The sequence below is a fragment of the Coleofasciculus sp. G1-WW12-02 genome (assembly GCF_040219735.1).
Taxonomy (GTDB): Bacteria; Cyanobacteriota; Cyanobacteriia; order Cyanobacteriales; family Coleofasciculaceae; genus Coleofasciculus.
In genome coordinates this window covers 17,795-42,853 of sequence record NZ_JAVJRX010000159.1, presented here as the reverse complement: position 1 = coordinate 42,853, position 25,059 = coordinate 17,795, and the positions used below count along the sequence as shown (strand labels likewise).

Sequence of the window (25,059 nt, the reverse complement as noted above, 5' to 3'; positions counted from 1 at the left end):
TGATTGATAGAGAAACTAAGAGTTTAGGCTCAATCATAAGGCAGTTTAGTCAGCGACATGTCAGTAGACATTTCAACGATAGTTTGCAGAGAAAATTTTTGTTTAAAATAGGCTCGTTTAATCCAGAGCAATAAGAAGCAGGGCCAAAATGCCATACCAATCCAGGCATAAATTCCTGCTAAATCTCCACCCCGAAGCAATGGCACCAGCGAGGCACTAAGGATAGCACGAATCATCACACCGGCAAAAGGCTGAATGCGGGTACTACAGCGCACAATAGCTGCCACAATTGCTCCATACAACACTGAGAAGCCTAAAATACCAATAATTCCCCCTTCAGCATAGAATGAACCAAATAAGGATGGTGAAATTCCCAACGTGCTTCCCTTACTCGAATTAACTAAGCCAAATTGGCTGGCATAGCCACCCCCAACAGGTTTTTCGGGCCACCAGGCTCTAGGTATAGGACGCAACAAAATTTCTAGATGCTCCATACCCCAGCGAAAGTCTAAATGATGGGGATAGACACGTTTCACCATAACAAACCCATCCAACATATTTGCATCTTCCGCGCTGTAGGCACGCTCTAAAGTTGCCTGATTCAAAACAACATCAGTGACTTCAGGATTACGCATAACACCCGCCAGTGCAAATAGACCTAGACAGAGTATTGCTAGAGCAGATAGAAGAATTAGACGAGCTTTAGGTCGATAAGAACAAGACAAGATAACGGCACTAGCGATTAACCATCCCAAAAACTGAAAGCGTCGGGTGGGACCAAAGGTAAAATCAACCACACCTATTAGAATAAAAACGGCTACAATTTTGCTTATCGCTGAAGGAAGTCCACCAAATTTCCATAAGCAGACAAGCATTACTGCAACTCCTACTAGAACTAGAGGAAATAGATACAAATAGCCACTGATCTCAAAGGCTAGTGAACGTCCTGACCTTAATTGGGTAATCACACTAGAACGAGTGAGTAGTATCAGGGGTAAGCAAAACAGACCGAACAAGATAAGTTTAGGGCGCAGCCACCGAAAAAAGAAAGGTTCTCCAAATGGTACAGTAACAGGTATGGCTTGCCGTTGTTTCCACATATAGGTTGCCAAGAAACAGATTTGACCGAGTATGATGTAGCTTAAGGCAGTGAGAGCATCTTCTTTTGTAATAGCGCCAAGTCCAATTCGACTTGAAGTATTAATCCACCTTCCTAGACCACTAGTCACAACTCCGTATCGAAAGGAAGAAACGTAGAATAAGAAGGTACTGATTAGCAGAGGAATTTCATCATTGCGCCGCAGCAACCATATCCCACTAATAACCAGCAGTGCGAGTTGAGTGAAAACTAGTTCTGGGTATTCAAAGATGTGCATAGGGTAAAGATTGAAGATGGTGATGCAACTGCGACAGGCTAAACTCAGACATATCAGTAGCTGCTTCGGCAAAGGCTTGGAGTTGCCCAGGATTATTTAAGCAGAATTCGAGGGCTTGGGCGATCGCTTCCCCAGTGACGTCTGGTAGGATTAGCCCATTGACTCGATCTTTCACCACTTCACCACAAAATCTGGACGCTATTATCGGCAGCTTCCATGCCTGTGCTTCTAGTTGAACCAAGCCAAAACCATCAGATAGGGTAGGAAACAGGAAAACATCGGCACGTTGATAGCACTGGGCTGTTTGACGGCGAGGGATAGCGCCAATCCACCGGATCTGCTTGTACATTTTAGCTTGCCTAGCAATGCCTAGAGAACCAACGAGCCAGAATTCAATCGGTTGATGATGTAGGAGTTCAGCCGCTTCTAGAATTGCACCAATACCCTTACGCAAAATCACTTGACCCAGAAATAGCACGCGCAGGGGACATTTTGGAGAGAACGCTGCAGGGTAGGTTCGCTCAAAATTGCTGGCTGTCTCAGGGGGGTTGTAAGCAAGGGGAATAATGTCTATCTTATTTGCTGGAATACCGACTTGTTGCAAAGCTTGGCTTGACCAGGGAGAATTAACGATAATTCGGTCAGCTAGCAAACATTCTTCTTGCCAGTTCATCCAGTATTGAGGTGGTGCTGGTTGCCAAGTAGACTGGTAGTCCAGATGTCTACTATGTTCCTGTCGAACTAATGTTTCCTCGACTGAGCCTGGATCGATTTGACCTAGGATAGTGATCCAACCCTGAGTTTTAGCATAGCGGAACAGTTCTAAAGCGGCATAACTGTAGGCAAAGAGGATAGGACAAGTGTTAAGTTGTGGCGTGAGGGTTTCCAGTAACTCGACGGCTTGTTGTTGGAACCAGTGATTACGCCCAATAATACCTGTCCATCCTAAATTTTTTGGCAGGCGTTGTGCCAGTTCAAAGCGAATCAAAGAGTGAGTGAAGGCGTGGACAGAGGCTTGGGCTAAATCAGGGTGAAAGCGATCGCGTAAATTCGCTAAAATATGTCTCGGTAGCAAGTTTAGTGGAGAATTAGGTAAAACCCAAGCATCGGTAATCAGATAGGCAAGTTTTCCATACTGTTGTAATGCTCGTGGGATAGCATAATGTTCACGGGCACCCAGTTGACAGCATATCCATGATGGCACTTGATAAAACATTCCCTTTATTAAGGATTATATTGGCGCATTTGTTTCTATTAATATTTTATTTTTTTCTAAAAATTCTTAAATTTATCTTTCCAGTTTCTGGGACTTTCTCCTATTTTACAAAATATTTCTACTTGCTTATAGCCCAACTTGTTAGCAATTATTTTAGACCAAAATTTATCTTGAAAAAAATTGAATGACTTATCAAAATTTTAGAATAATTATTTTTAATAAACTGAACAACTTTGTGTACATGATTATTTCGACAATCGTCAAAAATAACAATTCCATTCATTTCAAGGAGCTGTACTACAAAATAAAAGTCTACAAACACATCTTCAAATAAATGAGAGCCATCTATATAAACTAGTCCAAATTTTTCATGTTCTAAAATCAACCGGGGCAGCACTAATGATGAATACTCTTCAAAGAAACGGAAATTTTTATCAAGCTGTTCTTGTGTAATGACAGTAATAGCACTATTTTTCCAGACGGTACTTTGGTAGGGATCGATTGCTGTGTGTAAAAAATCTTTTTTTGTGTGAACCTCTTGAAGAGTTGAAAGAATAGCTAATGCAGAACCTCCAAATGCCAATCCAATTTCTAGTGTCTTCTTTGGGCATAAATCGATAATTAGTCTTCGGAGGAGTTGTAAATTATTTATTGTTGACATTCCCCGGATCTGAATAAGATTTCCATCTCCATCTATAGTTTGTCCATTTTTTATAATGGTTTTTAATCGGGGACAAAAATCTAGATTTGAATCCGAGAGAATGAGTTGCGATTTTTTCATAGGTTGGGCTATTCTAATTTTTGAAGCATGTTACGATAGTTAATTTGTTTAACTCCTGGTGGTAATATTCATATCCGACTGTTTTTGACAAAGTGACGGTTTAACTTCAACTGCGGAAAATATCTCTTGCCATTCCTCTTCCGTATAGATTGGCTGTGAGAGTAGGGAGAGCCACAATCGGTAAATCTGCCAAGAAATTGGGTTTCTTTTCAGTAAGGCATAGGGTAAACCTTGTAAGGCAGCAAACCACCAAAATGGTTCTCGAATAACCCAGTTCATTCCGCGTTTGACTGCATATCTAAACTGACTAAAGAACCGATACAGCGATAGTACCAGCACATAAGGAAAAGGGCATCTGCGCCACATACTCCACTGCTCATTACGGGCATGGCGATGGTGAGTGCGAGTTTCGTTACGCCCTGTTGGTGTGAAGTGGTGGCGAATGATGATGTCTGTAAAGAAATAGATTTCATATCCTACAGCTAAACATTGAAGTGCGTAATCAGGTTCTTCGTAGGCATGGAAGAAGTTTGTGTCAAAGCCATCAACCTCAAAATATACGCTGCGCCGGAAACAAGCAGCCGCACAAGCAAATGTGCCACAGTAGTAAGACGCTCCAAAGTCTTTAACTGTTAAGGATTCTAAGTACTCTTCCGTTCGTTGCGGGAAAGAGGCAACTGCTAGGCGAGGACGTTCATGAAACAAACATTTTAACCGGGCTACGATATCTTGCTCAAGCGGATAGCTATCGTCATCAAGAGCAAGTACTAGATCACCTTCGGCTTGGCGAATGAGGTAATCTCGGGAAGCTACAGAGCCTCTGCTGACTGGGTTAATGAAAAGGCGATAATGATTGTAATTCTGTTGAATCAATTCAATGGTTTTATCGGTACATCCGTCAGCACAGATCAACACCTCATCAAGGGGTGGAAATAAGGACTCTATTACTTCACAAGTTTGCTTGAGTTCGTTGACTCGGTTATGGGTCGTAATCATCACAGATACTCTCAGCTCCGTGGCGGCTTGATGTGTTAACGGGGACGGCATCGGAGAGTCATGTTTTAAATTATGCTGTTCTTGGCTTGCCACTGGTACATCAACTCCGCTTTATACAGATTATACAGATTTCAGGTGCTGCCGACACTGCTGACACTGAGACAGATCTCCTAGTAAACCCCGTCCATAGCCGCTCATCCCATAGATCTTAGTCATGTACTCAAACACGATGAGCTTAAACCCGGGGTGAGGAACATTCATTATTATAAGTTGTGTTGCGGCATTTCGTAAGCGTAAGAGACGCCGCATCACTGAAACCTTACCATTCAAGGTTGGGATCGTTAAACATGGGGTGAACCAGTTCAACTAACCCTTCCTTATCCGAGGGACACCTGATATCTGTAGAAACAATGATTTTAACCGATTCAGTTGCAATCGCTAGATTCCTCCCTTGAACTACATTAAAAATTCAGGATAGTAAATTTTCAAACCTACACATTTAATCATTATTTTTTATTTATATTTAACCGAATCAAGAATGGTTTTGCACTAAATATTACTTTTCCCGTATAAGCAGATTTATTTATAAATATTCATGAAAAGTTATTAAAAATTTGAAATTCTTTAGATTGCATATTGCCGAAGTCGGTTATTATTAAGAGTGGAGTCCGATTACAGTTTAAAAATTCTGGCTATCAGGTTCTATTAGTTCTAATTAGAGATTGGAGGATATTCGCTCCCGTAAGTGATTGTATAGTTTTAACACAACCGCCTACGGCGATACGCTATCTACCACTACATGGTCATCAATTAAGCTCTGAGGCAGATACATGGCTAACATTACTGGTACACCTTTCGATGATAACGGTATTGTCAATCCTATACTAAGGGGAACAGCTCTTAATGATCTCATCAATGGTCTAGATGGGAATGATATTCTACAAGGTCGAGCTGGCAACGATCTCTTACGGGGTTGGGCTGGCGATGACACCATAATAGGGGCAACTGGCAATGACCAACTTGATGGTGGAAACGGTAATGATATCTTGGATGGCGGCAGAGGCAACGACCGCTACATCGTGGATAGTACCACCGATCAGATTATAGATGCGGATGGTTGGGGAACCGTTATTTCTATAGCACCGAGTTTCTCACTCGAAACTCAAGCGAGTGGGTATAGTGGTCTAAGAGGCTTAAATTTGCGGCTTATAGGGACTGCTATTGATGGTACAGGTGACAATTTTGACAATTTAATTAGTGGTAACGGGGAAAGTAACACTCTCGAAGGCTTAGATGGTGATGACATTCTCAAGGGTAGTGATGGCAATGATAATCTTATTGGAGGTAACGGAAATGATCAACTTATAGGCGGAGCAGGCTTAGACACCTTTGATGGAGGTGCTGGTAATGACATATACACCGTTGATAACGCCAATGAAACAATTATCGATGCGGATGGTCAAGGAACGGTTAACTCATCCGTGGATTTTAATCTGTCAACGCAAGCAAGTGGATACACTGCTCCTAGGGGCTTGAATCTACGCCTCAGAGATACAGCTATAAATGGTACAGGAGACAACTTTGATAACGTAATCATTGGTAATGCAGCAAATAACACGCTTCGGGGTTTGGATGGCAATGACCTGCTCAATGGTGCAGATGGTGATGACATCCTTGAAGGTGGAAGCGGCGACGACACTCTAGAAGGTGCTTCTGGTAGCAACACTCTCATCGGTGGTCTGGGTGACGATATCTACAATATTTCTGGAGGGGACACTGACGAAATTGATGAATCCACCGGAGGTGGCATTGATACTGTTTTCTCTACGATTGATTTTTCTCTGAACGATCTCCCCAGCGGTGTCACTATTGCAGGTGAGGTTGAGAATCTAATTCTGGCTGCACCTGGAGCTAGTATAGGGGCAATAGAAGGTCCTATCCTTGGTGAAGGAAATGCCTTAAACAATGAGATTATCGGAAATCGACAAGATAACACGCTCAATGGTTTAGGCGGTGATGACAGTATTTTTGGCTCTTTTGGTAATGACATTATCGATGGTGGAGACGACGCTGATAGTCTATTTGGAGAAGATGGTGATGACACTCTGATTGGTGGTAATGGCGATGATATCCTCGATGGGGGCAGCGGCATCAATACTCTGGATGGTGGCGATGGCGATGATACTTACATCATTCGCAACGCCAATGATTCAATTGTGGCTGACCCCAGTGGTACTGATACGGTAGAGTCTTTTGCTAATAGGGGGCTAGGTATTGGTAGTGGTCTAGAGAACTTGACCTTGCTGGGTAGTGTGACTTTAGGACTTGGAAATGAACTTGATAATACGATTACGGGTAATGACTTCAACAATCTGATTGACAGTGGCGAGGGCGATGATACTGTCTTTGGTGAAGCGGGTCAAGACAATATCAGGGGAGGGACAGGTAATGATATCCTCAATGGAGGAAACGATGGCGACTCTCTTGATGGTGGTGGTGGTGATGACGAACTATTCGGCGATGAGGGTGGGGATAGTCTGTTTGGTGGCTTTGGCTTTGATATCCTCAATGGTGGAAACGGTGAGGATTTTCTCAATGGGTTTGTGCAGGATGATATTTTGACTGGGGGAGCTGACGCGGATATCTTCTTTTTCGGAGGAAGGAATAGTGTTCGTTCTCTTGGTATGGATACAATTACCGACTTTGGAGACGGTGCAGACATTATTCAATTGAGTCAGAGGACTTTCTCTGCTTTGACCAGTGCTACTGGCGTGGGTTTTAGCGTGTCTGGCGAGTTTGCACTAGCCGCTGACGATTTACAGGCTCAGACAACTGGTGCTGTGCTCGTGTACAGTCAGACTGGCAGGTTGTTTTATGATACCAATGGCGCTGCTGTAGGGTTTGGTTCAGATGGTGGTCAGTTTGCTATCCTTAATGGCACACCAGCACTGGCTGGAGGAGATTTTGAAATAGTTGCTTAGTCAAGCTCCATCGCTTACCGATTCCAACTTCAGCAGGACTGAGAATTACTCCATCCTGTTGGAGTTGCGGTGCATTAGCCATTTTTATTGAAACCAATAATCAACAAATGTTCAGCAGAAATAATTGATCCCCAAAATGTATCACTTTTTCCTTTTGTGCTATTCAATCGCAGTTGTCAAATCTTGATACAGCCATTGTGTGCAAATCACACACAGAGGCAGTTTGGAGGGGTTGGTGGAGTTTTGCGATCGCGTCATATCACCTCTTGATACAACAGAGCAGCTCACCGGAAGGGGTGATATGATGTCTGGCAAGACCTTAGGGTTGGTTTGTAAGGACAACATGGTTAGCTTTGAGGCTGATTGATTCCAGCGCTGACGCCACCGTTGCACTGTCACTCGACTGGTATGCAATTGTTGTGCAATCTGCTCATTGTTTAAGCCACGATTAGCTAATAGCACAATTTTCGCACGCCGGACTAACCTCTGTTGACTTGTATGACGATGCACGAGCAACTCCTAGATAGCCTGCGGTTGTCTAGTTAAAGCGATAGCTATCGGTAGTGGTCTTGACATAGTTTTCAATGGAGTAGTCTTCTGCCACAAGTGGGGGAATGGGTGTCATTCCCTGTCCGATTTTATCAGGCTTCTAACCGAAAAGCTATTTCTGCGAGGCTGTACTAGGGAACCTTGACCCATAAAGTTGCAATCTGAGATGGCAACCATCTTGGACGCAACCCTTGACATTTCTTTAACTACTTTTTCTGGATCTTTGACATGATGTAAGATAGCGAATTCACAAACTAGATCAAACTTGTTGTCGGGAAAAGGAAGTTGGTAAGCATTCCCATCTATCAAATCCTGATTCGGAATTCCTTTATTGTATCCTTGCTCACGCAAAGCGTCAACTGGTTCGATTCCTTTAACAATTAAATTGGGGAAACGGTTCTCTTTCAGTTAGCTCTCGCAATAATGTAAAATAGGTACATGGATAAGACAAAAAATTATGGGTCTTCCGTACTTAGATTCCTGTGCTTAATGACTCTTGCGGGAACTCCTACAGCGATCGCGTTCGGGGGTAAATCGTGCGTAACCACACTCCCTGCACCCACAATGGTGCGATCGCCAATCGTCACACCTTTGAGGATTATGACATTGGCTCCCAACCAAACGCAATCTCCAATTTGAGTAGGTTTAGCAATCATCGGTTGCTCAAGGGGGGCGAGCGTAGGATCGTGACCATGATCGTGATCGGTAATGTAACAATTAGGACCAATACCGCAGTTTTTACCAATAGTCAGTGATAGTATAGCATCCAGAAAGGTATGGCGGTTGATGTAGGTATTAGCACCAATATGAATCTTCGGATGAGGGAGGAGTTCGCCCGTGGTAAGTAGTATCACACCTCGATCTAGGGCACAAGGACTCTCGATTTCAATATCCGCAAAATTGCGGGGAATTTCAATATGTCGCATCCAGACATAGCCGTGTAGCTTGACTCCTAGCGTGCGATAGTAGACATTGCGCCAACGACTTTTGACGCCTTCAATAACTCGATTGATGGCTAAAATTCCAGGACGCAGCCAACTCATGACTTATCCCCTGGTGTCCCATATTTTGATGAAATAATTTCTTTAACGGCGCTCACTTTGCCCCTAAGAACGGCTGGGAGATAAAGCCAACCCTTCACAGAAACAAGAGAAGCAGCGATCCCAAACCCCTGCAGTACAGCGAGTTTGACATAATCCGAAAATTGTCGTCGGTCTAAGATGCAGGTCATGACATAGTGACGATTAATTAAATCCATTTTTGCAACCACTCCTGGATGGCTCTTATGCTCTCCAGGTTGGCTGTCATGGAAAATGCGAGCCGTGCGAACATTAGCCAGTTTCCATTGTTTACCCACTATTAGAGAAAGGGTTACATCCTCCATTAGAGAATAACCTGTAAAGAGAGAGGAGAACAAGGGTTGGGGCAAAGCTTGTTCTCGATAAAGAACACAAGTGGTATTAAGCCATTCTACAGGAACAACGTCTGGTAAATCCACCCGATCCTCGGGTAGCAAGTTTAACGCCGGTCCAATACATTTTCCCGCATAACTCTTTTCCGAATGCCCATGGAGAAAGTGAAATAGAGTGCGACTAATCCAACCGGGCGGTAAATATCGCTGATTCGTAATCATGGCGTTAACACCTCCCAAACTCGAGTCACTCTGGAGAGCTTTCCATAACCGCCATAGACAATCTGGCTCTAAAATGATGTCATCGTCGAGAAACCAAATACTATCTTGGGTCGTGTATTGCATGGCTTGATTTCGCTGGGTTGCTGCACCTATTTCTGTAGCTCTATAGTAAGTGATTGGAGTCGCTAAACCAGGAATACTGGCTTGGCAAAGTTGTTGAGTATCATCGTGAGTCGAACCATCGACCACAATTATCTCAAGAGGCTGAACTGACTGTTGAGCCAAGCTTTGAAGCATTCGGAGTAATGGAATGCTACGGTTACGGGTGGGAATAATTGCTGAAATTGGCAGAAGTTGAGGCATGGCTATGTAAACCTTTAGACTAAAAGCTCCATGCAGCAAACGAACACTCTGTCAGCTTTCTAAGTTGTTCAACATCGCCACGCAACACATCTACTAATGCTTGGCGAAGTGACTCACTTAACACCGGTGGTTTTATTGGCTGCTCTAGTAACCAGGGAATGATTTTCCGAAGCCGCCCTCCTGCTGGAAATGCCGTCACCTGTACACCTAAGTTTGTCAGTCGCCTTTTTTGACTAGTTTGATGAAACACATTGCCAAATTCTGGGTGTGTGAAAGTCGAATCGACTTCGAGAAAACGAAAAATTCGATGTAATGTTCCCGTACAGTCACTGACTAAATCGTCTAAGTCGATGACCAAAATTCGAGAAAGTGGGTAGTAAGGAAAAAACTGTTCTAGCTGCATGTAATAGCGACTACAATGAATGTAATGGTTAGTGTCAAGGTCTGCCAATGCTTCCTTCAAGTCTCGATATTCACAGCGAGCAGCAAAATTATGGATGTAGTGAGAAACTATACGTTGAATTGGGTCTCGAACAATATAAATGAGTTTTGCCTCTGGAATCAAGCGATACATGCGCTCTGGTATACCCTTGAACGCCGGGTATTTTGTATAGTTAGGCGATGACTCACCTCTAAGAGTTGTTGATTCTGCAAAGTGAGATTTATACCAATCTAAACCCCGATTCCAAGTTTTTTCTTTTACAAAAAAATCAAGCTCTTTTAGGGTTGACATTTGGATTTTAGGATGTAGTTTCAAGTAATGATACAGACTTGATGTACCACATTTCATAGCACCAATTATCACAAAATCAGGCAGTCGATCAAACCGAGAATTCATGGGTCATCATAAAGTCAATTTTGGCGTTTATTTAATATTAGCATTTCGCTTATACTGAGCAAGTTTTTCAGCCATATTAAATCCAAACAGCTTATAGGCAAAGCGATAAATTACAGGTGCAGCTTTGCCTGAAGGCATGAAATTTGAACTATTCCTATGTATCTGAGAAATAACCTCAGTAGCCCATTGCTTATTATAAAGCCAAATCATCCGGGCACACTCAAAACGAGCTTGGTTTATTGCATTCCGTCGTAATTGAGTTAACTCACCTCTAGTTTCTAGATAGTGTTCTATTTTTTCTTCAATTGCTAGACGCTGATAATGGATTTCAGTTATATTTCTCTTACAGACTGTTGATTCACTCCATTGTCTGTAAATTGAACCAGATTCAGGGAAATATTCAAAGCGTTTCCTTGCCATCAGCAACCGCAAATATAACTCGTGTTCCTGACAGCAATGCTGATCATCTTTCCATCCTCCAACATCTAAGATAGCTTGCTTGCGCCAAAGCGGACTTCCTGTTTGAGGTAGATACCATCTCGCTAATAAAATCCAAGGATCGTGAGGTGCAGGAATAGGTAAAAATTCTTGCCATGATTTACCATCTCGGTGATATTCAAAAAGGCTGGGACTGTAAATAACATCGGCTTGAGGAACTTTAGCAATAAAATTTATTTGTTTTTCCACTTTATTTGGCAACAGGTAATCATCAGCATCTAAATACTGTAACCATTTACCTGTACTGAGTTGGATTAGGCGATTCCTAGCAACGTTACCACCCTGATTTGAAGTACTTTCCCAATATATTTTATTTCCAAAATTTTTGATAATCTCAAGACTTTTATCAGTGGAGCCATCGTCAAGTACAATTACTTCTTTATCAGAATATGTCTGGTTTAAAGCGCTTTTTATAGCCTGACAAATCCACCTTTCTGCATTATAACATGGAATTAATATACTTACTCTAGAAAACATAATCTATTTTGAGTCTCTCTTTATATTAAAGCAAATATTTAGCAATGTTTTTTCTGCGATTTGAATACTTTCCCACTTTAGGGATAGCAACAAGATTGCATAGCCAGGGCCAGTTGTGATCTTTAGGATTAAGTAAGTTATATAAAACACCATACGACAACTCCGGCATTGGATTTGGATAACTTCGGTTTACATGATAAAGATCAAATAAATGAGGTTTAAAAAAACTCCAAACATCTTTCGGATAAAAACCTAATCTTGATAAACCAACTTTATATATTTCAACAATAAATAGGGGTAATGATTCTTCATGAAATAGTAAATCTCCCTTTCTTAACACTAATGGTTCAGCACCCTCTACATCGATTTTTACTAATGAAACATTATGAATTATTTTATGGTTATTTATTAGTTGATTTAAGGTGGTAGATTTGATTATTTCTTTTTTGAAAAAGTCTGCTTCTAAAGGATTAACTTTTAAAGATTGTTTTACATCTACATGACCATCACGGCTAACCATAAACTCAACCGAACCATTCTGGTCAGTCACACAAATTTGTTCCAAGTAGATCTGTTTTAAAGAGAGTAAATCAATGGCTTTTTGTAAATATTCCGATGTTTGGCGTGAAGCTTCTACTGCAATTACTTTTCCTTTTTGGCCAACATTTTTAGCAAAAAATGCAGAGAAATATCCAATATTTGCTCCCAAATCTATACAAGTATCTCCTGCCAATAGCCAATCTCCTGCAATAAGTAGCTCGATTTCATCAAAATGTTGATTGCTAATATAGAGATTAACTGAAGTTTTTGACGCAGGAATGCATACAAATTCAAATCCATGTCTTTTGTATGTAAATGGTTTACCACTCCTGAAATTAACAATATACTGCCTAATATTCTTCTTGACCTGATGAGCAATAGTTTCTATCGGTTTTGGCTCATTTGCCATTAGATAGTATGCTGATTTAAACTTACTTAAAATTTTCTGCATTTCTAGTGTTCCTGAAAATTATTTTACTCTAATCCCATTTTCTGTCTTAACCGCTTTGCTGCCACTTCTGGCAACAAATATTTTTCTTTCATTGCCGAAATATTATAACGCATCTGAATCAACTCATTGTCTTCAATGTTCAATATTTTTTGTATAGCAGCAATCCAATCACCCTGTTTAACAGCAATACAGTTTACTTCATTTTGAAGATTCATATCATAAAGATAAAGTTCATCTTCATTAATTACAGGAATACTACCTCTAACTAAAGCTTCAATAACACGATGGGTTACTCTTTCATATCCAGGTGGGCATAAAGTGAAATCAGATTCAGACAAATACTCTATATACTTCTCAGGAGGTACTCCCCTTGTTTCACTAATCCTATTTCCATAATCAATCCATAACACTTTAAGCTCTATATTACTTTCATCCAGAAATGATTTTATTTTTTTGAGGATTTGCGCTCTATTTTGAGGATTTATATTACCCATGTAGTTTATCTTAAATTTTCTGCTTGCTTGTGGCATCCATTCAAAAGCAAACATTAAATGTTTTAGTTTTTCATTTTCCAAAAATTCCGAATGAACATCAAATCCAATAATATACTTTCTAGAAAAAAAACTAAATAAATCAAAATCATATAATCCATCTATATAGCCTATGCTTTCTGTCCGAAATAAAATCTTATAATTTTTGATTATTTGTTTTATATCAGTAAATAAATTTTTGATATAAAATTGTTTTTTTCGATAATAAAGTACATTTAGATGGCCGGCAATTCTAAGAAAATCCATAATCTTTGGTGACAAATCAATATTTGATAATTCTATATATAAATAGTCAATTTTGATTGTTTTGGGATGGCTAACAACTTTAATGTTTTTTATTTTATTGATTTTGCCCAAGTAAAGTAAATGTTGGTTATCTACAGCATTTTCCTTTTCTGGAGTAATCAAATAAATTTCATAGTCTTGCATAGAAATAGCTTTGGCAACTGTATAGGTTTTGCTGCGAATTTTCTCTGAATATAATCCTATCTTTTTTTTCATTATTTATTCCTATTTTTAACGCGGATTAAGATGCATTTGATATACCTTGCTCGTTTTAGCAGCAATCTTGAGCCAATCAAGTTTATTACAAACTTCTGTAACTTGTTGACCAAGCTCACCTAAGTTAATATTATGAGTCTTTATCAATGCCTGAAGCAGCCCTTGCTTATCATCTGGATCATAAAGCAGGCTTCCTGCTATCTCAAGCGTTTCCGGTATACCCCCTAACTTGGGCGCGATAATTGGCTTTCCATACGACATGGCAACCACCAAACTACTAGAAGTTAAAATATTTTCAAAGGGAAGCACTACAACTGTGGCGGCACTAAAAAACAGATGTATTTTCTCATCTTCAACAAACTCAGAATAAAGGATGACTCCTTTTATCCTTGAAGCTAGCTGATTTAATTTTCGCCCATAAGCAGTATCCAATGGTTTTCCTACAATTAGGAGAATATCATTCTCAAAAACATCCTGATTTTCACGCCAAACCTTAAGTAACCGCTCTATCCCTTTATAAGGTCTAAGCATCCCTTGGTTAAGATAGATGTGTCCAGTGGGAGATAAATTAAGTTCCTTTCGTGCCAATTGCTCATCAATTAGAGGACAGTAAATATCTCGATAATGCCCAATCGGTATAACTTCAGCTTTGGCAGGAGCAAACCAATACTCTTGAGCAATTACATCTAAGGTTGAGTAATTGTGCAAGATAATCTGATCAACCAACTGGGCCAAAATACGTCTAGTCCATAACTCCAGACGAGGAAACTTGGAATCATGGGAGATGCGATTATGAACTGTCCACACTACTCTGACACCAGCCCAGCGAGTCATCAGGACATCGATTAGAAGTTTGACACTATAAACAAACTTGGTTAACCATCTGTCACCTTTGATATAAGGGCTTAACCAATGTAAATGCACAATATCAAAAGACTGTTGACTCGTTTTAATCACCCGAAATATGGGAAATACTCGGCGATAACCCCAAGGAAAATGCACTCGCACACCATTTAACTCTAATGCCTTAGCCAAAAGAGTTTGATAAGGATTATCGATACGATAATCAGGCATCATTAACACTTGGATTGGTGTAGATGGTGTAGAAGTTTCAACACTCACTGGTTTAACTCCTCAAGAAATCCATTTTGCACTAAATGCCTAATACCTTCACTATACATTAAATGCCGGATTACTCCAACATAGTGACGACAAGGGGAACCCTTTATTCCTTTTTCTAAACGAACTTCATAATCCTCAGGCAATAACTCAACGCCAAACTTAGAACTGCAAAGTGTCAAAACAGTTTGCTCAATGCGCCAAAAATGACCGATTATTCCAGGGAGTCCGAGAAATTCCTCAATCCAGTCTAGATTTATTGATTGTTTGTGAATTAGTCCTAAGCCTGAATTAAATCTAGGTTGCATCGTGAAATTCAAACGTTCTCTCACAACTGTCGGTTCTACTGTATAGGCACTAGCTATATCCCTATTGACGCAATTGTATAAGTAGGTAGGAGATTCTATCCGCTTCAGCAATTCTGTCGGTTCCTGAAAAAATAATACATCGCTATCTAGCAGCAGCAGGCGATCGCTCTCTAGATAAGCCACAAAGTCAAACACTTTGGGCGAGAGGTGATTAGTCTGACGAAACTCCAGACAGCGAGGATAGGGTTTCAATAATGATACCATCTTCTCCTCTGCTATCTTTCGGTCAATGATTCTACTATCTGGAAAGTGATACTGGAGCGTATCACAATGTTCCTGCGTCAATGTTCCGTCGTCGTGGATACACAGGCTGTAGAGCCGACCAGAAAAATGGTAGAAAGACTTCAATACCCAAATTAGGTTTAGCAAATCGGTTGTAGAAGTCAAAACATGAATTTCACAAGTAGTATCTGTTGTGTCGGTTACTGGTCTAGAAGCTAAAATTTGCTGTCTAACATGATCTCGGTAGAAAGCGGTTTGTAAACCATGTTTATATTTTTGGCGTATTTTCAATAAGAAGTAGCCTAGAGACATAGTTAAATAATTATTATAAAAATTAAAATCAATTTTAATTATATTCAATCAATTTAAGTATGGGTAGGAACGCAGAAAAGAATCTTTTTTAGTGAACACTACATCAACTATCATTAAAGCCTCGTCAAATGGTCTATGACCAAATCCAGCAAAATCATATACTACATAGCCTCGCTGATTCATAAAGGATATAACTTCTGCAAACTGAGGTAATTTTATTTCAAGAGGAAATAAAATTACCTCTAAAATGAAGATTTCTGTACAACCTAATAACTTAGAAGCACCTTTTAAAACTTCTAGTTCAAAACCCTCTATATCTAACTTCACAAGCTGCGGCAATAATATTTTATTCTGTTCCACCAAAGAATCTATGGTTACAACCGATACCCGACGTTGTTCTGCTTGCCAATCCTTACCATGAAAGATTAAATCAGAAGATTCTGGAATCCTAAAAGTAGAACCCTCTTTAGGCTTAGTGGGCCATACTGTCAAGGGAAATTCACCACAACGGCTACCAGCGCCTACGAGAAAATATTGTGAATCCGGATATTCCTTACAAAAAGCCTCTAAGTAGGGTTCCATTTCTACTTGAGGTTCAATTAAGTAAAATTTTGCTTCTGGAAATATTTGCTTGGCTGTTCTACTCCATGAACCTCGATTTGCACCAACATCAAGCACTGATGAACAGGATAATCCTCGACGTCTAAGTTCCTGCAAAACTCTTTCTAAGCTTCCTGTTGTAGGGCGTCTAATGCTTTTGTGCCAAACTTCATACCCAAGACTATTAAGAAGATTTTTAATTATACGTTTAAATGTTTTATGCATTTGTGGTTTCACCCTATTAACACAGTTATTCAAAGGAGTTGCAATATGCACATCAGCTAACCAATACTTCCTTGGTTTTCATCCAAAACCACATCATAGAACAGGGACGATCTTCGTCCATACAAGCCATGGCATATTTTCTTGAGATAGTAAGACACCGAGGAAAATCATTGTAGTTTCTAGGATTTGTTTGGATTAACTCAATTCTATGAGTTTCACTGAATCGCTCATAAAAAATATGGGCAATATCTGGACAAACAAAGTGATGGAGTTCTACCAGAATGTCTGTATTTTGCAGCAACGGAACTTTTTTAGGATCAAGGAGTGTATATTCGGCTCCTTCAATATCACAAATAATTACGGTTTTTTGGTCTGAATATATAATTTCTGATAAAACTTCAGGGGTACAGGCTCCAAATACCTTAATCTGGTCATCAACCGTGTTTAATTTTGCAAAATTTTGTAGAAGTAAGTGAGCCTTTGGTTCTGACTCAAAACAGATGACTTTGGTTTCTTGCATACGATAGGCAAAACCCACTGCGTAGTATCCTTCTGCTGCACCAATGTCAATGATGAGTTTATAAGATTTGTCAATAATCTCTTCAACAATAGACCATAGCTCTTTTTCATAAGTTCCTATTACTTTTGGAGACCAAGCACTGTTAATTGAATCAGTTATATAACGTAATCCTTGAAAAGGACCTGAGGCGATATATCCATCTGTTTTACTCTTCAACACCGACTGTGCTTGGGCTATTTTACGGCGACGGAGCGTTCTGGCTATTTTACGAATTCTCATTGCCCGGTAATTAGAGTTTATACAAAAGCGAATTATCTTTCTAAATGACTCAGGCAATAATTGTTTAAGAAGGCTTCGGATCGAATTCATTGATCTGTATATCTGCGTTGGCATCTCGTGTCATTGGTCATTAGTTCTTTATTTCTTACTTAGGACTGTGTCCGGACGAAAATTCTCCCATAATTTGATTTTCAAGTTACCATTAAATTAAATATTTTATACATTTTTGACCAATTTATAATTTATTCAACCTTAGATAAATTGCTGACAAATAGATTTGGCATAATTGGGTAATTTGGCATAATAATCTCTATATATTTTATTATAAAAAATAATCTTTTTGACTTGAAAATTAATCTCATTTATTTCTTTTAATTCATTAAAAATATCTATGCCGTAGTGATATAGTTCTAGATCAAATTGATTGTATTTTTGAATAAGCTTCAAGCTTTTTATAGGTATATCGTTTTTAGATATTCTGTTATTCCCTACTCTTTGTTTTATATAAAGGCATTTTTTAAATTCCCATTTAAAAGCTCTCTTTAATAAGATAAGTGACTCATTAAATTTTTCTGTAATTCCAACAACTATAAAGTGTTCTTTTAAATTATTCTTAGCTAACTCCAGGATTTCAGAAGAACACTGATTAAACCCTATTTCTGTATGTTGACCCGATAAAAATTTTGTCTGTCCATTTTCTGACATCCTTGATATGCCGCTACAAACATAGTCTTCAAGACTCATATTTTGAGAAATGACTTGATTATGTAACTTGTGTTGAGGAACACGAATAATATGGTAATAATCCGATATGACCCGATCCACAGGATTTCTTAGCATAGTAAAGTAGGTAAATGGACGTGAGAAAAACTGATGATAGCCAAAGCTAAAATGACCTTTAACAATCTTTAACTTTGATAGTTCACTTTTGCTCATTTGAGGAGCTTGTATAGTTGTATTGAATTGTTGATCGATGGACAAGATTTGATGCGATAGATATTGACGTTTGAGGATACTAGTTAGCGTAGTTCCACCTGTTTTGGGAAGATGTAGAAAAAAAATAAGAGTGGAATTTGCTGTAGGTTCAATAACCATATTTTTCTCATCAATAAACATTTTTAATGCTAATGTCTCACTATAATTAAGTCGGTTTAAACAATTAATAATCTCTTTAATATTTTAACTCAATCGTTAATTTTTTGTTTCTATAGTTTAGAGGTAAAGGCACTAAACCATGGATATGAGATTCAAAATATGTACCCGTACCAAAAATATCGCGAGCCGGAATTGTCAGTATTAAAGCGTCTTCAATTCTTAACAAAATTTCAAGTTTTGGTTTTGACAACCAAATAATAATCGTGTAATCTCCACCTCCTAGATACTTTTGAATGTTGCGACATTCAAAAATACACTTTGTCGCTCGATCTAATGTCTCAATAATGTAGTTAGTAAAGGCAGGAGCCATCATTGTGACACGAACGCCCCCTAAAGTAGATATAATTAATCCAACACAATACTCCAAAAACCAATCCCAATGAGAGGAGAAATCCGGGCAGATAATTTTTAGCTTTCCCACCTAAAATTGCCCAACGAAACCCATCGATTACTCCGACCATAGGGTTGAGCGAATAAACTAATCGCCAATCTTGAGGCACAATCGTGCTACTAAATCCTACAGGCGAAATATACAAACCAAACTGGACGATAAACGGTACAATATAGCGAAAATCCCGATACTTTACATTCAGCGCGGCTAGCCATAACCCTGCTCCCATTGATGCCGCAAACGCAATTATAATAGTAAAAAATGGTAGAGTCAAAATTCGCCAACTGGGGAGGAAATCATACCATGCCATTAAGCCTAGCAAAATCATCCCTGATATCATAAAATCTACAAAGCTGACAATCACAGAACTTGCTGGCACAATCAAGCGGGGAAAGTAGACCTTGGCAATTAAATTGGCATTACTGATTAAACTATTGCTGCACCCGGAAAGGGAATTGGAAAAAAACTGCCAGGGCAACATCGCCGCAAATACCAAAATCGGATAAGGGACTCCTTCAGATGGTAACTTTGCCAGTTTACCAAAAACTATCGTAAATACCACCATCGTTAAAAAGGGTCGAATTAATACCCAGGCTATGCCAATGATGGTTTGCTTGTATAGTACTAGGATATCTCGCCATGCTAGAAAGTAGAACAGTTCCCGGTAACGCCACAAGTCTTTCCAATATTGTTGTTCGGTGCGACCTGCCTCAATTATCAGTTCTTGCATCATTGGTCATTTGTTATTTGTCCTTGGGTAGCTTTACTTCAATCCTCTGATTTTAAACTGAGAAGAATACCACTAGCGATCGCGTGCCTCCCTGTCTCTGAACCATCTGTTCATACAGCCCCCGTTAAAGCCCATCAGTATACCGACTTTAAACTAATTTACCTCATAAATCCCGTTTGTAGTTTTTTGGGCGCACGTCGGTGCGCCCCTACAATCCTGGAATTTACAAACATCCTCAGTCCAGCTTCAACGCATTGACTGGCACTTCTTCCCAGGAACTGACGGTTCTCAGACGCGCTACCCAACCTGCTGATTTTTGCTCATCTGTCAAGTTTTCTTGGAATGATTCGTGGCAGTCTTTGGCTTGGTCTTCGTCACAACAAGCGATGCACGAATAAATCAGACCTCCGGGATCAACCTGTTCATTCACCCAAATCATTGTATTCTCCTCATTCCCTGAAACAGTTAATCAAAATCTCAAGTACCATGGCACTGACTTAAGTCTGGTGGGCAATGCCCACCCTACGGTATATCAAGGGTTTGGGATCGCCCAAACTGTTTATTTTAGTGCCATTCATCTTAAGTCGATCTACTTAATTTTGTAAAAGACTGGGATCATCGCCTGCAAGAGGAAAAACACAGTTGTTGATATTTCATCAGCCTTGGCGACATAAGTTGTAAACCAATCTAAAGATTATATGTTTGTTTCCCTAGTTGGGGGAGCGCATCACCTGTAACTCGGCAAATGCGCCAGTCGGGTAGCACTATAGCACCTAGACGCTGATAAAACGCGATCGCAGGTTTATTCCAGTCCAGTACTGACCACTCTAAGCGCCCACAATCCCGTTCTACCGCTAGTTGGGCAACATAGGTTAGCAACGCCTTCCCGATACCCTGACGCCGAAATTTCGGGCGCACGAATAAATCTTCAATATAAATGCCCGGTTTGGTCAAAAAGGTGGAATAGTTAGAGAAAAACAGGGCAAACCCTACCGTTTGCCCCTCATACTCTGCCAAAATTGCCTCAACATGAGGTTTAGCGCCAAACAGATGGTCGTGGAGAGCGTCCACAGTCCCTGTGACTAGGTGAGACAGCTTCTCATACTCAGCCAGTGCTTGAATGAGTTCAAACAGCACTGGCACATCCGTTGGGGTAGCTGGTCGTACCTTCAACTTATTCATGGTTCGTTCGTTCGTAGTTGGCACAAAGCGTGCCATCAGCGAAGACAGCGCTTACTACAAAACCAATCCTAACTTAACCACCCTTGTAGGCGACGAGCAACTTGAGGGCGGCGCAGCTTCCGCATGGCTTTACTCTGAATCTGACGTACCCTTTCGCGGGAAAGGTTGAACATACTGCCGACTTCCTCTAATGTGTAGGCTTCAGGAGTAGCCAACCCATAGCGCAGAGAAATGACATCCTTTTCCCGTTCGGTGAGAACATCACTCAAGACATCGGAAATCTCTTGACGCATCATGGATTCGCTCATCTGCTGTTCGGGCAAGTGTAAATCATTATCTTCTAGCAAATCCACAAGTTCTGTATCTTCGCCTTTACCCACCCGATGGTTGAGGGAGAGCGATCGCCGACGTAATTGTAACAACTGACGCAAGTTAGTGCGGCTAATCTCTAAGGCTTCTGCAAGTTCGGTTTCGTTGGGAGTCCGTTGCAGTTGCTGTTTGAGTTCCCGTTGCACTTTTTTCAGCTTATTCAGCTTTTCGACAATGTGAATCGGTAAGCGAATGGTACGGGCGTCGTTGGCAATGGTACGGGTAATCGCCTGACGAATCCACCAATAAGCATAGGTGGAGAATTTGTAACCTTTGCCGGGATCGAACTTCTCCGCCGCCCGATTGAGCCCTAATGCGCCTTCTTGAATTAAATCTAGGAAAGGAACTCCCCGGTTAAGATAACGCTTGGCGATGGAAACGACTAAGCGTAAGTTGGAGCGAATCATTTTACGCTTAGATATCTGTCCTCGGTAGAGGCGATTTTCAAATTGACGTTCGGTTAGATCAAAAGCTTGAGCCAGTTCCGCATTCGTTGGCTTGCGCCCCAACTCCTGGTGCAAGCGTTCAGTCATCTCATCCATTTCTACCAAAAATTGAACCTGAGTGGCTAACTCGATCTCTTCTTCTGGCTTCAGCAAGGGATAACGCGCCATCTCCTTGAAGAAAGCTCCTACTGTATCATCAGAGCTAGTTTTATGGTAGCCAGATTGCCGCGTTTTTCCCGAACGAGTCTCTGAGTCGGAGAATTCGACTTCTACAAGATTTTGGTCATTGTCTGAGATTTGATCAGTCTGAGGGTGAGAAAAATCCGTATCTTCTGTAAACTGACGAGTAGAAGTTGGGTTCAATTGTGCGATAGTCATAGTTAGGTTTGAAGTAGGAGTGTTATGGAAAATTGTGATTGAGTTTTCTGGCAAATCAGATTGAGCCGATGGACTGAATATAAATGAGCGTTCTCAAGAAATTTTTTCAAAATTGGCTGTAGCTCTGGGCTTTACAGCTCAACAGCGGAGACGATTTGAATGGGAGTTGCCATCCAAGGCGCACCCCTCATCTCGATACCTTCTCTACGTTTAGGATTAGAAAATACTGATTCTAAGGCTACCAGAAGCAATTTGGCTAGTTGTTGCCCTGATTACAAACTACTCAACAGCATAGGTGTATGGATTATAGCGGGAAATTCAATGGGCTATATACAGAATCTCATACAGGTCAGTGTTTTCCTCTCTACCGATCGGGTGAAAATAAGCTGAAGGGGATGGGGAAGCAAGGGGAGATGGGGGAGATGGGGAGACAAGGGAGTTAACTCAAAACTTCGGTTGGGGCGGGCGCGAGTCACATCAGGGCAGGAAAAAAACGATAATAGTGAAACCCGCCCCTACATTCGGAAAAACGTTCCCTGTTCCCTGAAAAATGACCAATCAAATTAGGAGATGATGTTTGTGACTAGACCAACTCTCGTCGAGAATCCCGGAATCCCTGCTGAATCAGCAGATGGTGTATCTACTGCATACAATCCCAACGATTTCGATACTAACGTGATGGGAACATATAGTCGCTTCCCCATCGCCCTAGAACGGGGTACGGGTTGCCGGGTTTGGGATACAGCCGGACGTGATTATCTCGATTTTGTAGCTGGGATCGCTACCTGTACCTTGGGTCACGCCCATCCGGCTCTCATCGAAACGGTGACGCAACAAATCAAAACCCTGCACCATGTTTCTAATCTGTACTATATTCCCCCCCAAGGAGACTTAGCTCGGTGGATGATTGAGCATTCCTGTGCCGATCGCGTCTTTTTCTGTAACTCGGGTGCGGAGGCGAATGAAGGGGCAATTAAATTGGCTCGGAAATACGCCCACACGGTTCTAGAGATTGAGAAACCGATAATTTTGACAGCGAATGCCAGTTTCCATGGACGCACGTTAGCGACGATTACAGCAACGGGTCAGCCAAAGTATCAGAAGAATTTTGACCCCTTGGTGCCGGGATTCTATTATGTGCCGTATAACGATATCCGCGCCCTGGAAAATGCGATCACAGAATTGGATGAAGGGGATCAACGAGTAGCGGCGGTGATGCTGGAACCTCTGCAAGGAGAAGGGGGTGTGCGTCCAGGAGAGTTGGAGTACTTCCTGCGCTTGCGGAAAATCTGTGACGAGACGGGGATCTTGCTGATTTTAGATGAAGTACAAGTCGGTATGGGTCGCACGGGTAAGTACTGGGGATATGAGAATCTAGGGATTGAACCCGATATTTTTACCAGCGCTAAGGGATTAGCTGGCGGTGTTCCAATTGGGGCGATGCTGTGTAAGCAATTCTGTAATGTGTTTCAACCTGGGGATCACGCGAGTACCTTTGGCGGGAATCCCTTGGCTTGTGCTACTGCATTAACTGTCGCTCAGACGTTGGAACGGGAAGATATTCTACAAAACGTTCAGCAACGGGGCGAACAGTTGCGGACTCGTTTAAGAGCGATCGCGATGAACTATCCCCATCTGATTGTTGAGGTGCGCGGTTGGGGACTGATTAATGGGATGGAGTTGAACGCGGATGTGGAACTTACGGCTGTGGATGTGGTGAAAGCGGCGATGGAACGAGGATTGTTGTTAGTACCCGCAGGTCCTAAGGTGGTGCGCTTTGTCCCGCCCTTGATCGTCTCGGCTGAGGAAGTAGACGCCGCCGCTACTATCGTTGAACAATCCATAGCTGCGTTAGCTGCTTCAATCAGTAAATAAAGTCAAAAGTCACGCATTTTTAGGGGCGGGTTTGACTATTATCGCTTCTTACCTCATCCAGATGTGACTCGCGCCCGCCCCAACCTTTTTCCAGACGTAGCCTGCTACGTCTTTACAATCAAATTTGGTATAAATTGGTATATCAAAAAATTGCCCAGCCCATGAAAAAAATCTGGTCGTCGATAAAACCCTACATTCGCTGGGTCATTCTGGGCGGGACGCTGTTTTTTATCGCCAAAGCTTTTAAAGATCATTGGCGAGATGTTGCTGGAATTCGCATTGATCCCCAGGGGTGGACAATGCTGGCGATCGCACTTTTGGTTACGCTGCTGGCACATACTTGGTCGGGTTGGGTTTGGACGTGGATTTTACAGGCTTTTAAGCAACCCATAGGAGTGCGTTGGGCGCTACAGGTTTACCTGAAAACTAATATCGCTAAATATTTACCTGGCAATGTGTGGCATTTCTATGGTCGAATTTCAGCGGTGAGGGGGGCGGGGGGATCAGTGGGTGCGGCTAGTATCAGTGTGTTACTCGAACCCCTGTTAATGGCAGCCGCTGCGTTAGCGATCGCGTTAATTAGTGGCGGATTGGGGTGGATTAACACGGCGTCTGATAGCCGGATGTGGGGTTTACAAATTTTGGGCTTAATCGTGGTGTTGTTGGGAGTTCATCCGCGAGTTCTCAATCCCATTGTTCAACGCTTAAGCCGTTCCAAGAAGGTTACAGATACGGGAGACTTCTACATTGAACGCTATCCCTTATTGCCATTGTTGGGTGAAATGGGCTTTTTGGGATTTCGGGGAACCGGATTTATATTTACTTTACTGGCGCTAGGATCAATTACTCCCAGTCAAATTCTGCCGTTACTGAGTGCATTTAGTTTCGCCTGGTTACTGGGATTAGTCGTACCTGGCGCACCGGGAGGTTTAGGTGTATTTGAAGCCACTGCGATCGCGCTTTTAGATCAGCAGTTGTCTGCTGTTCTCATCCTTACAGGGGTTGCCTTATTTCGCCTTGTTAGTATTTTGGCAGAACTCAGCGCAGCTGGACTAGCCCTTATCAGCGAACGTTTGTGGACAAATTCCTAGAAGGTCGATGCGGTAACCACAGTTAGGACTCATGTATAGACGTGCC

At 41.3% G+C, this 25,059-nt stretch carries 25 protein-coding genes; 3 read left to right on the top strand and 22 right to left on the bottom strand.

Annotated features, from left to right (window positions below; all coding sequences use genetic code 11):
* Nucleotides 1–29: 29 nt before the first annotated feature.
* The 4 genes from RID09_RS25645 to RID09_RS25630 all read right to left on the bottom strand — a co-directional run bounded on the left by RID09_RS25645 (nt 30) and on the right by RID09_RS25630 (nt 4,462).
* Nucleotides 30–1,376, bottom strand: coding sequence for a hypothetical protein (locus RID09_RS25645; protein ID WP_446338743.1), 1,347 nt, complete (start codon nt 1,374–1,376; stop codon nt 30–32).
* Nucleotides 1,363–2,592, bottom strand: coding sequence for a glycosyltransferase family 4 protein (locus RID09_RS25640; RefSeq protein ID WP_446338742.1), 1,230 nt, complete (start codon nt 2,590–2,592; stop codon nt 1,363–1,365). Before RID09_RS25640 ends, RID09_RS25645 begins: the two co-directional genes overlap by 14 nt.
* A gap of 148 nt (nt 2,593–2,740) precedes the next feature.
* Nucleotides 2,741–3,373, bottom strand: coding sequence for a class I SAM-dependent methyltransferase (locus RID09_RS25635; RefSeq protein WP_446338741.1), 633 nt, complete (start codon nt 3,371–3,373; stop codon nt 2,741–2,743).
* Nucleotides 3,374–3,421: 48 nt separating this feature from the next.
* A complete protein-coding gene (locus RID09_RS25630; protein WP_446338740.1) occupies nt 3,422–4,462 on the bottom strand; it encodes a glycosyltransferase family 2 protein in 1,041 nt (346 codons plus the stop codon).
* A gap of 737 nt (nt 4,463–5,199) precedes the next feature.
* Between RID09_RS25630 and RID09_RS25625 the strand changes: the two genes are divergently transcribed.
* Nucleotides 5,200–7,350, top strand: a complete 2,151-nt coding sequence (locus RID09_RS25625; protein WP_446338739.1) for a calcium-binding protein — start codon at nt 5,200–5,202, stop codon at nt 7,348–7,350.
* Between the two features lie 159 nt (nt 7,351–7,509).
* On the opposite strand, the gene RID09_RS25620 is transcribed toward RID09_RS25625, so the two are convergent.
* The 18 genes from RID09_RS25620 to RID09_RS25535 all read right to left on the bottom strand — a co-directional run bounded on the left by RID09_RS25620 (nt 7,510) and on the right by RID09_RS25535 (nt 22,047).
* The gene (locus RID09_RS25620; protein WP_446338738.1) at nt 7,510–7,860 is read right to left on the bottom strand and encodes a helix-turn-helix domain-containing protein; all 351 of its coding nucleotides are present in this window, start codon (nt 7,858–7,860) and stop codon (nt 7,510–7,512) included.
* A gap of 111 nt (nt 7,861–7,971) precedes the next feature.
* Nucleotides 7,972–8,268 (bottom strand): class I SAM-dependent methyltransferase, encoded by a 297-nt coding sequence (locus tag RID09_RS25615; RefSeq protein ID WP_446338752.1) that lies wholly within the window; start codon nt 8,266–8,268, stop codon nt 7,972–7,974.
* A gap of 86 nt (nt 8,269–8,354) precedes the next feature.
* Nucleotides 8,355–8,942: an acyltransferase gene (locus RID09_RS25610; protein ID WP_446338737.1), complete on the bottom strand. Its 588-nt coding sequence runs from the start codon at nt 8,940–8,942 to the stop codon at nt 8,355–8,357.
* The gene (locus RID09_RS25605) at nt 8,939–9,895 is read right to left on the bottom strand and encodes a glycosyltransferase family 2 protein (protein WP_446338736.1); all 957 of its coding nucleotides are present in this window, start codon (nt 9,893–9,895) and stop codon (nt 8,939–8,941) included. The genes RID09_RS25610 and RID09_RS25605 overlap by 4 nt, the downstream gene beginning before the upstream one ends.
* 19 nt (nt 9,896–9,914) lie before the next feature.
* A complete protein-coding gene (locus RID09_RS25600) occupies nt 9,915–10,733 on the bottom strand; it encodes a sulfotransferase family protein (protein ID WP_446338735.1) in 819 nt (272 codons plus the stop codon).
* 27 nt (nt 10,734–10,760) lie between these two features.
* Complete coding sequence (locus tag RID09_RS25595) at nt 10,761–11,708, bottom strand: glycosyltransferase (RefSeq protein ID WP_446338734.1); 948 nt, start codon at nt 11,706–11,708, stop codon at nt 10,761–10,763.
* Nucleotides 11,709–11,733: 25 nt separating this feature from the next.
* A complete protein-coding gene (locus RID09_RS25590; RefSeq protein WP_446338733.1) occupies nt 11,734–12,699 on the bottom strand; it encodes an FkbM family methyltransferase in 966 nt (321 codons plus the stop codon).
* A gap of 23 nt (nt 12,700–12,722) precedes the next feature.
* Entirely contained in the window at nt 12,723–13,751 is a 1,029-nt protein-coding gene (locus RID09_RS25585; protein WP_446338732.1) for an exostosin domain-containing protein, read from the bottom strand.
* 15 nt (nt 13,752–13,766) lie between these two features.
* Complete coding sequence (locus RID09_RS25580; protein WP_446338731.1) at nt 13,767–14,873, bottom strand: glycosyltransferase family 4 protein; 1,107 nt, start codon at nt 14,871–14,873, stop codon at nt 13,767–13,769.
* Nucleotides 14,870–15,772 (bottom strand): hypothetical protein, encoded by a 903-nt coding sequence (locus RID09_RS25575; protein ID WP_446338730.1) that lies wholly within the window; start codon nt 15,770–15,772, stop codon nt 14,870–14,872. Before RID09_RS25575 ends, RID09_RS25580 begins: the two co-directional genes overlap by 4 nt.
* Nucleotides 15,773–15,820: 48 nt before the next feature.
* A complete protein-coding gene (locus tag RID09_RS25570) occupies nt 15,821–16,597 on the bottom strand; it encodes an FkbM family methyltransferase (RefSeq protein WP_446338729.1) in 777 nt (258 codons plus the stop codon).
* 52 nt (nt 16,598–16,649) lie between these two features.
* The gene (locus RID09_RS25565; RefSeq protein WP_446338728.1) at nt 16,650–17,396 is read right to left on the bottom strand and encodes a hypothetical protein; all 747 of its coding nucleotides are present in this window, start codon (nt 17,394–17,396) and stop codon (nt 16,650–16,652) included.
* Between the two features lie 252 nt (nt 17,397–17,648).
* Nucleotides 17,649–18,491, bottom strand: coding sequence for a sulfotransferase family 2 domain-containing protein (locus RID09_RS25560; protein WP_446338727.1), 843 nt, complete (start codon nt 18,489–18,491; stop codon nt 17,649–17,651).
* A 76-nt stretch (nt 18,492–18,567) separates the two neighbouring features.
* On the bottom strand, nt 18,568–18,864 hold the full coding sequence (locus RID09_RS25555) for a hypothetical protein (RefSeq protein WP_446338726.1): 297 nt from the start codon (nt 18,862–18,864) through the stop codon (nt 18,568–18,570).
* Nucleotides 18,842–19,675 carry an ABC transporter permease gene (locus RID09_RS25550; RefSeq protein WP_446338725.1) on the bottom strand — a complete coding sequence of 278 codons (834 nt, stop codon included), beginning with the start codon at nt 19,673–19,675 and terminating at the stop codon, nt 18,842–18,844. Before RID09_RS25550 ends, RID09_RS25555 begins: the two co-directional genes overlap by 23 nt.
* Before the next feature lie 232 nt (nt 19,676–19,907).
* Entirely contained in the window at nt 19,908–20,111 is a 204-nt protein-coding gene (locus RID09_RS25545) for a glycogen debranching protein (protein ID WP_446338724.1), read from the bottom strand.
* A gap of 248 nt (nt 20,112–20,359) precedes the next feature.
* A complete protein-coding gene (locus tag RID09_RS25540; RefSeq protein WP_446338723.1) occupies nt 20,360–20,854 on the bottom strand; it encodes an N-acetyltransferase family protein in 495 nt (164 codons plus the stop codon).
* 68 nt (nt 20,855–20,922) lie between these two features.
* Complete coding sequence (locus RID09_RS25535) at nt 20,923–22,047, bottom strand: RNA polymerase sigma factor, RpoD/SigA family (protein WP_446338722.1); 1,125 nt, start codon at nt 22,045–22,047, stop codon at nt 20,923–20,925.
* 573 nt (nt 22,048–22,620) lie between these two features.
* Between RID09_RS25535 and RID09_RS25530 the strand changes: the two genes are divergently transcribed.
* Both RID09_RS25530 and RID09_RS25525 read left to right on the top strand, forming a co-directional pair.
* Nucleotides 22,621–23,922, top strand: a complete 1,302-nt coding sequence (locus RID09_RS25530) for an acetylornithine/succinylornithine family transaminase (RefSeq protein ID WP_446338751.1) — start codon at nt 22,621–22,623, stop codon at nt 23,920–23,922.
* Between the two features lie 161 nt (nt 23,923–24,083).
* The gene (locus RID09_RS25525; RefSeq protein ID WP_446338721.1) at nt 24,084–25,013 is read left to right on the top strand and encodes a UPF0104 family protein; all 930 of its coding nucleotides are present in this window, start codon (nt 24,084–24,086) and stop codon (nt 25,011–25,013) included.
* Nucleotides 25,014–25,059: the final 46 nt, after the last annotated feature.

Excerpts from the sequence above, each read along its gene's own strand:
- RID09_RS25540 (WP_446338723.1), bottom strand. The coding sequence starts at position 20,854 with ATGAATAAGTTGAAGGTACGACCAGCTACCCCAACGGATGTGCCAGTG.
- RID09_RS25585 (WP_446338732.1), bottom strand. The coding sequence starts at position 13,751 with ATGAAAAAAAAGATAGGATTATATTCAGAGAAAATTCGCAGCAAAACC.
- RID09_RS25590 (WP_446338733.1), bottom strand. The coding sequence starts at position 12,699 with ATGCAGAAAATTTTAAGTAAGTTTAAATCAGCATACTATCTAATGGCA.
- RID09_RS25575 (WP_446338730.1), bottom strand. The coding sequence starts at position 15,772 with ATGTCTCTAGGCTACTTCTTATTGAAAATACGCCAAAAATATAAACAT.
- RID09_RS25535 (WP_446338722.1), bottom strand. The coding sequence starts at position 22,047 with ATGACTATCGCACAATTGAACCCAACTTCTACTCGTCAGTTTACAGAA.
- RID09_RS25525 (WP_446338721.1), top strand. The coding sequence starts at position 24,084 with ATGAAAAAAATCTGGTCGTCGATAAAACCCTACATTCGCTGGGTCATT.
- RID09_RS25605 (WP_446338736.1), bottom strand. The coding sequence starts at position 9,895 with ATGCCTCAACTTCTGCCAATTTCAGCAATTATTCCCACCCGTAACCGT.
- RID09_RS25560 (WP_446338727.1), bottom strand. The coding sequence starts at position 18,491 with ATGGTTATTGAACCTACAGCAAATTCCACTCTTATTTTTTTTCTACAT.
- RID09_RS25595 (WP_446338734.1), bottom strand. The coding sequence starts at position 11,708 with ATGTTTTCTAGAGTAAGTATATTAATTCCATGTTATAATGCAGAAAGG.
- RID09_RS25570 (WP_446338729.1), bottom strand. The coding sequence starts at position 16,597 with ATGCATAAAACATTTAAACGTATAATTAAAAATCTTCTTAATAGTCTT.
- RID09_RS25645 (WP_446338743.1), bottom strand. The coding sequence starts at position 1,376 with ATGCACATCTTTGAATACCCAGAACTAGTTTTCACTCAACTCGCACTG.
- RID09_RS25550 (WP_446338725.1), bottom strand. The coding sequence starts at position 19,675 with ATGATGCAAGAACTGATAATTGAGGCAGGTCGCACCGAACAACAATAT.
- RID09_RS25635 (WP_446338741.1), bottom strand. The coding sequence starts at position 3,373 with ATGAAAAAATCGCAACTCATTCTCTCGGATTCAAATCTAGATTTTTGT.
- RID09_RS25610 (WP_446338737.1), bottom strand. The coding sequence starts at position 8,942 with ATGAGTTGGCTGCGTCCTGGAATTTTAGCCATCAATCGAGTTATTGAA.
- RID09_RS25625 (WP_446338739.1), top strand. The coding sequence starts at position 5,200 with ATGGCTAACATTACTGGTACACCTTTCGATGATAACGGTATTGTCAAT.
- RID09_RS25555 (WP_446338726.1), bottom strand. The coding sequence starts at position 18,864 with ATGATGGCTCCTGCCTTTACTAACTACATTATTGAGACATTAGATCGA.
- RID09_RS25640 (WP_446338742.1), bottom strand. The coding sequence starts at position 2,592 with ATGTTTTATCAAGTGCCATCATGGATATGCTGTCAACTGGGTGCCCGT.
- RID09_RS25600 (WP_446338735.1), bottom strand. The coding sequence starts at position 10,733 with ATGAATTCTCGGTTTGATCGACTGCCTGATTTTGTGATAATTGGTGCT.
- RID09_RS25545 (WP_446338724.1), bottom strand. The coding sequence starts at position 20,111 with ATGATTTGGGTGAATGAACAGGTTGATCCCGGAGGTCTGATTTATTCG.
- RID09_RS25565 (WP_446338728.1), bottom strand. The coding sequence starts at position 17,396 with ATGAGAATTCGTAAAATAGCCAGAACGCTCCGTCGCCGTAAAATAGCC.
- RID09_RS25530 (WP_446338751.1), top strand. The coding sequence starts at position 22,621 with ATGTTTGTGACTAGACCAACTCTCGTCGAGAATCCCGGAATCCCTGCT.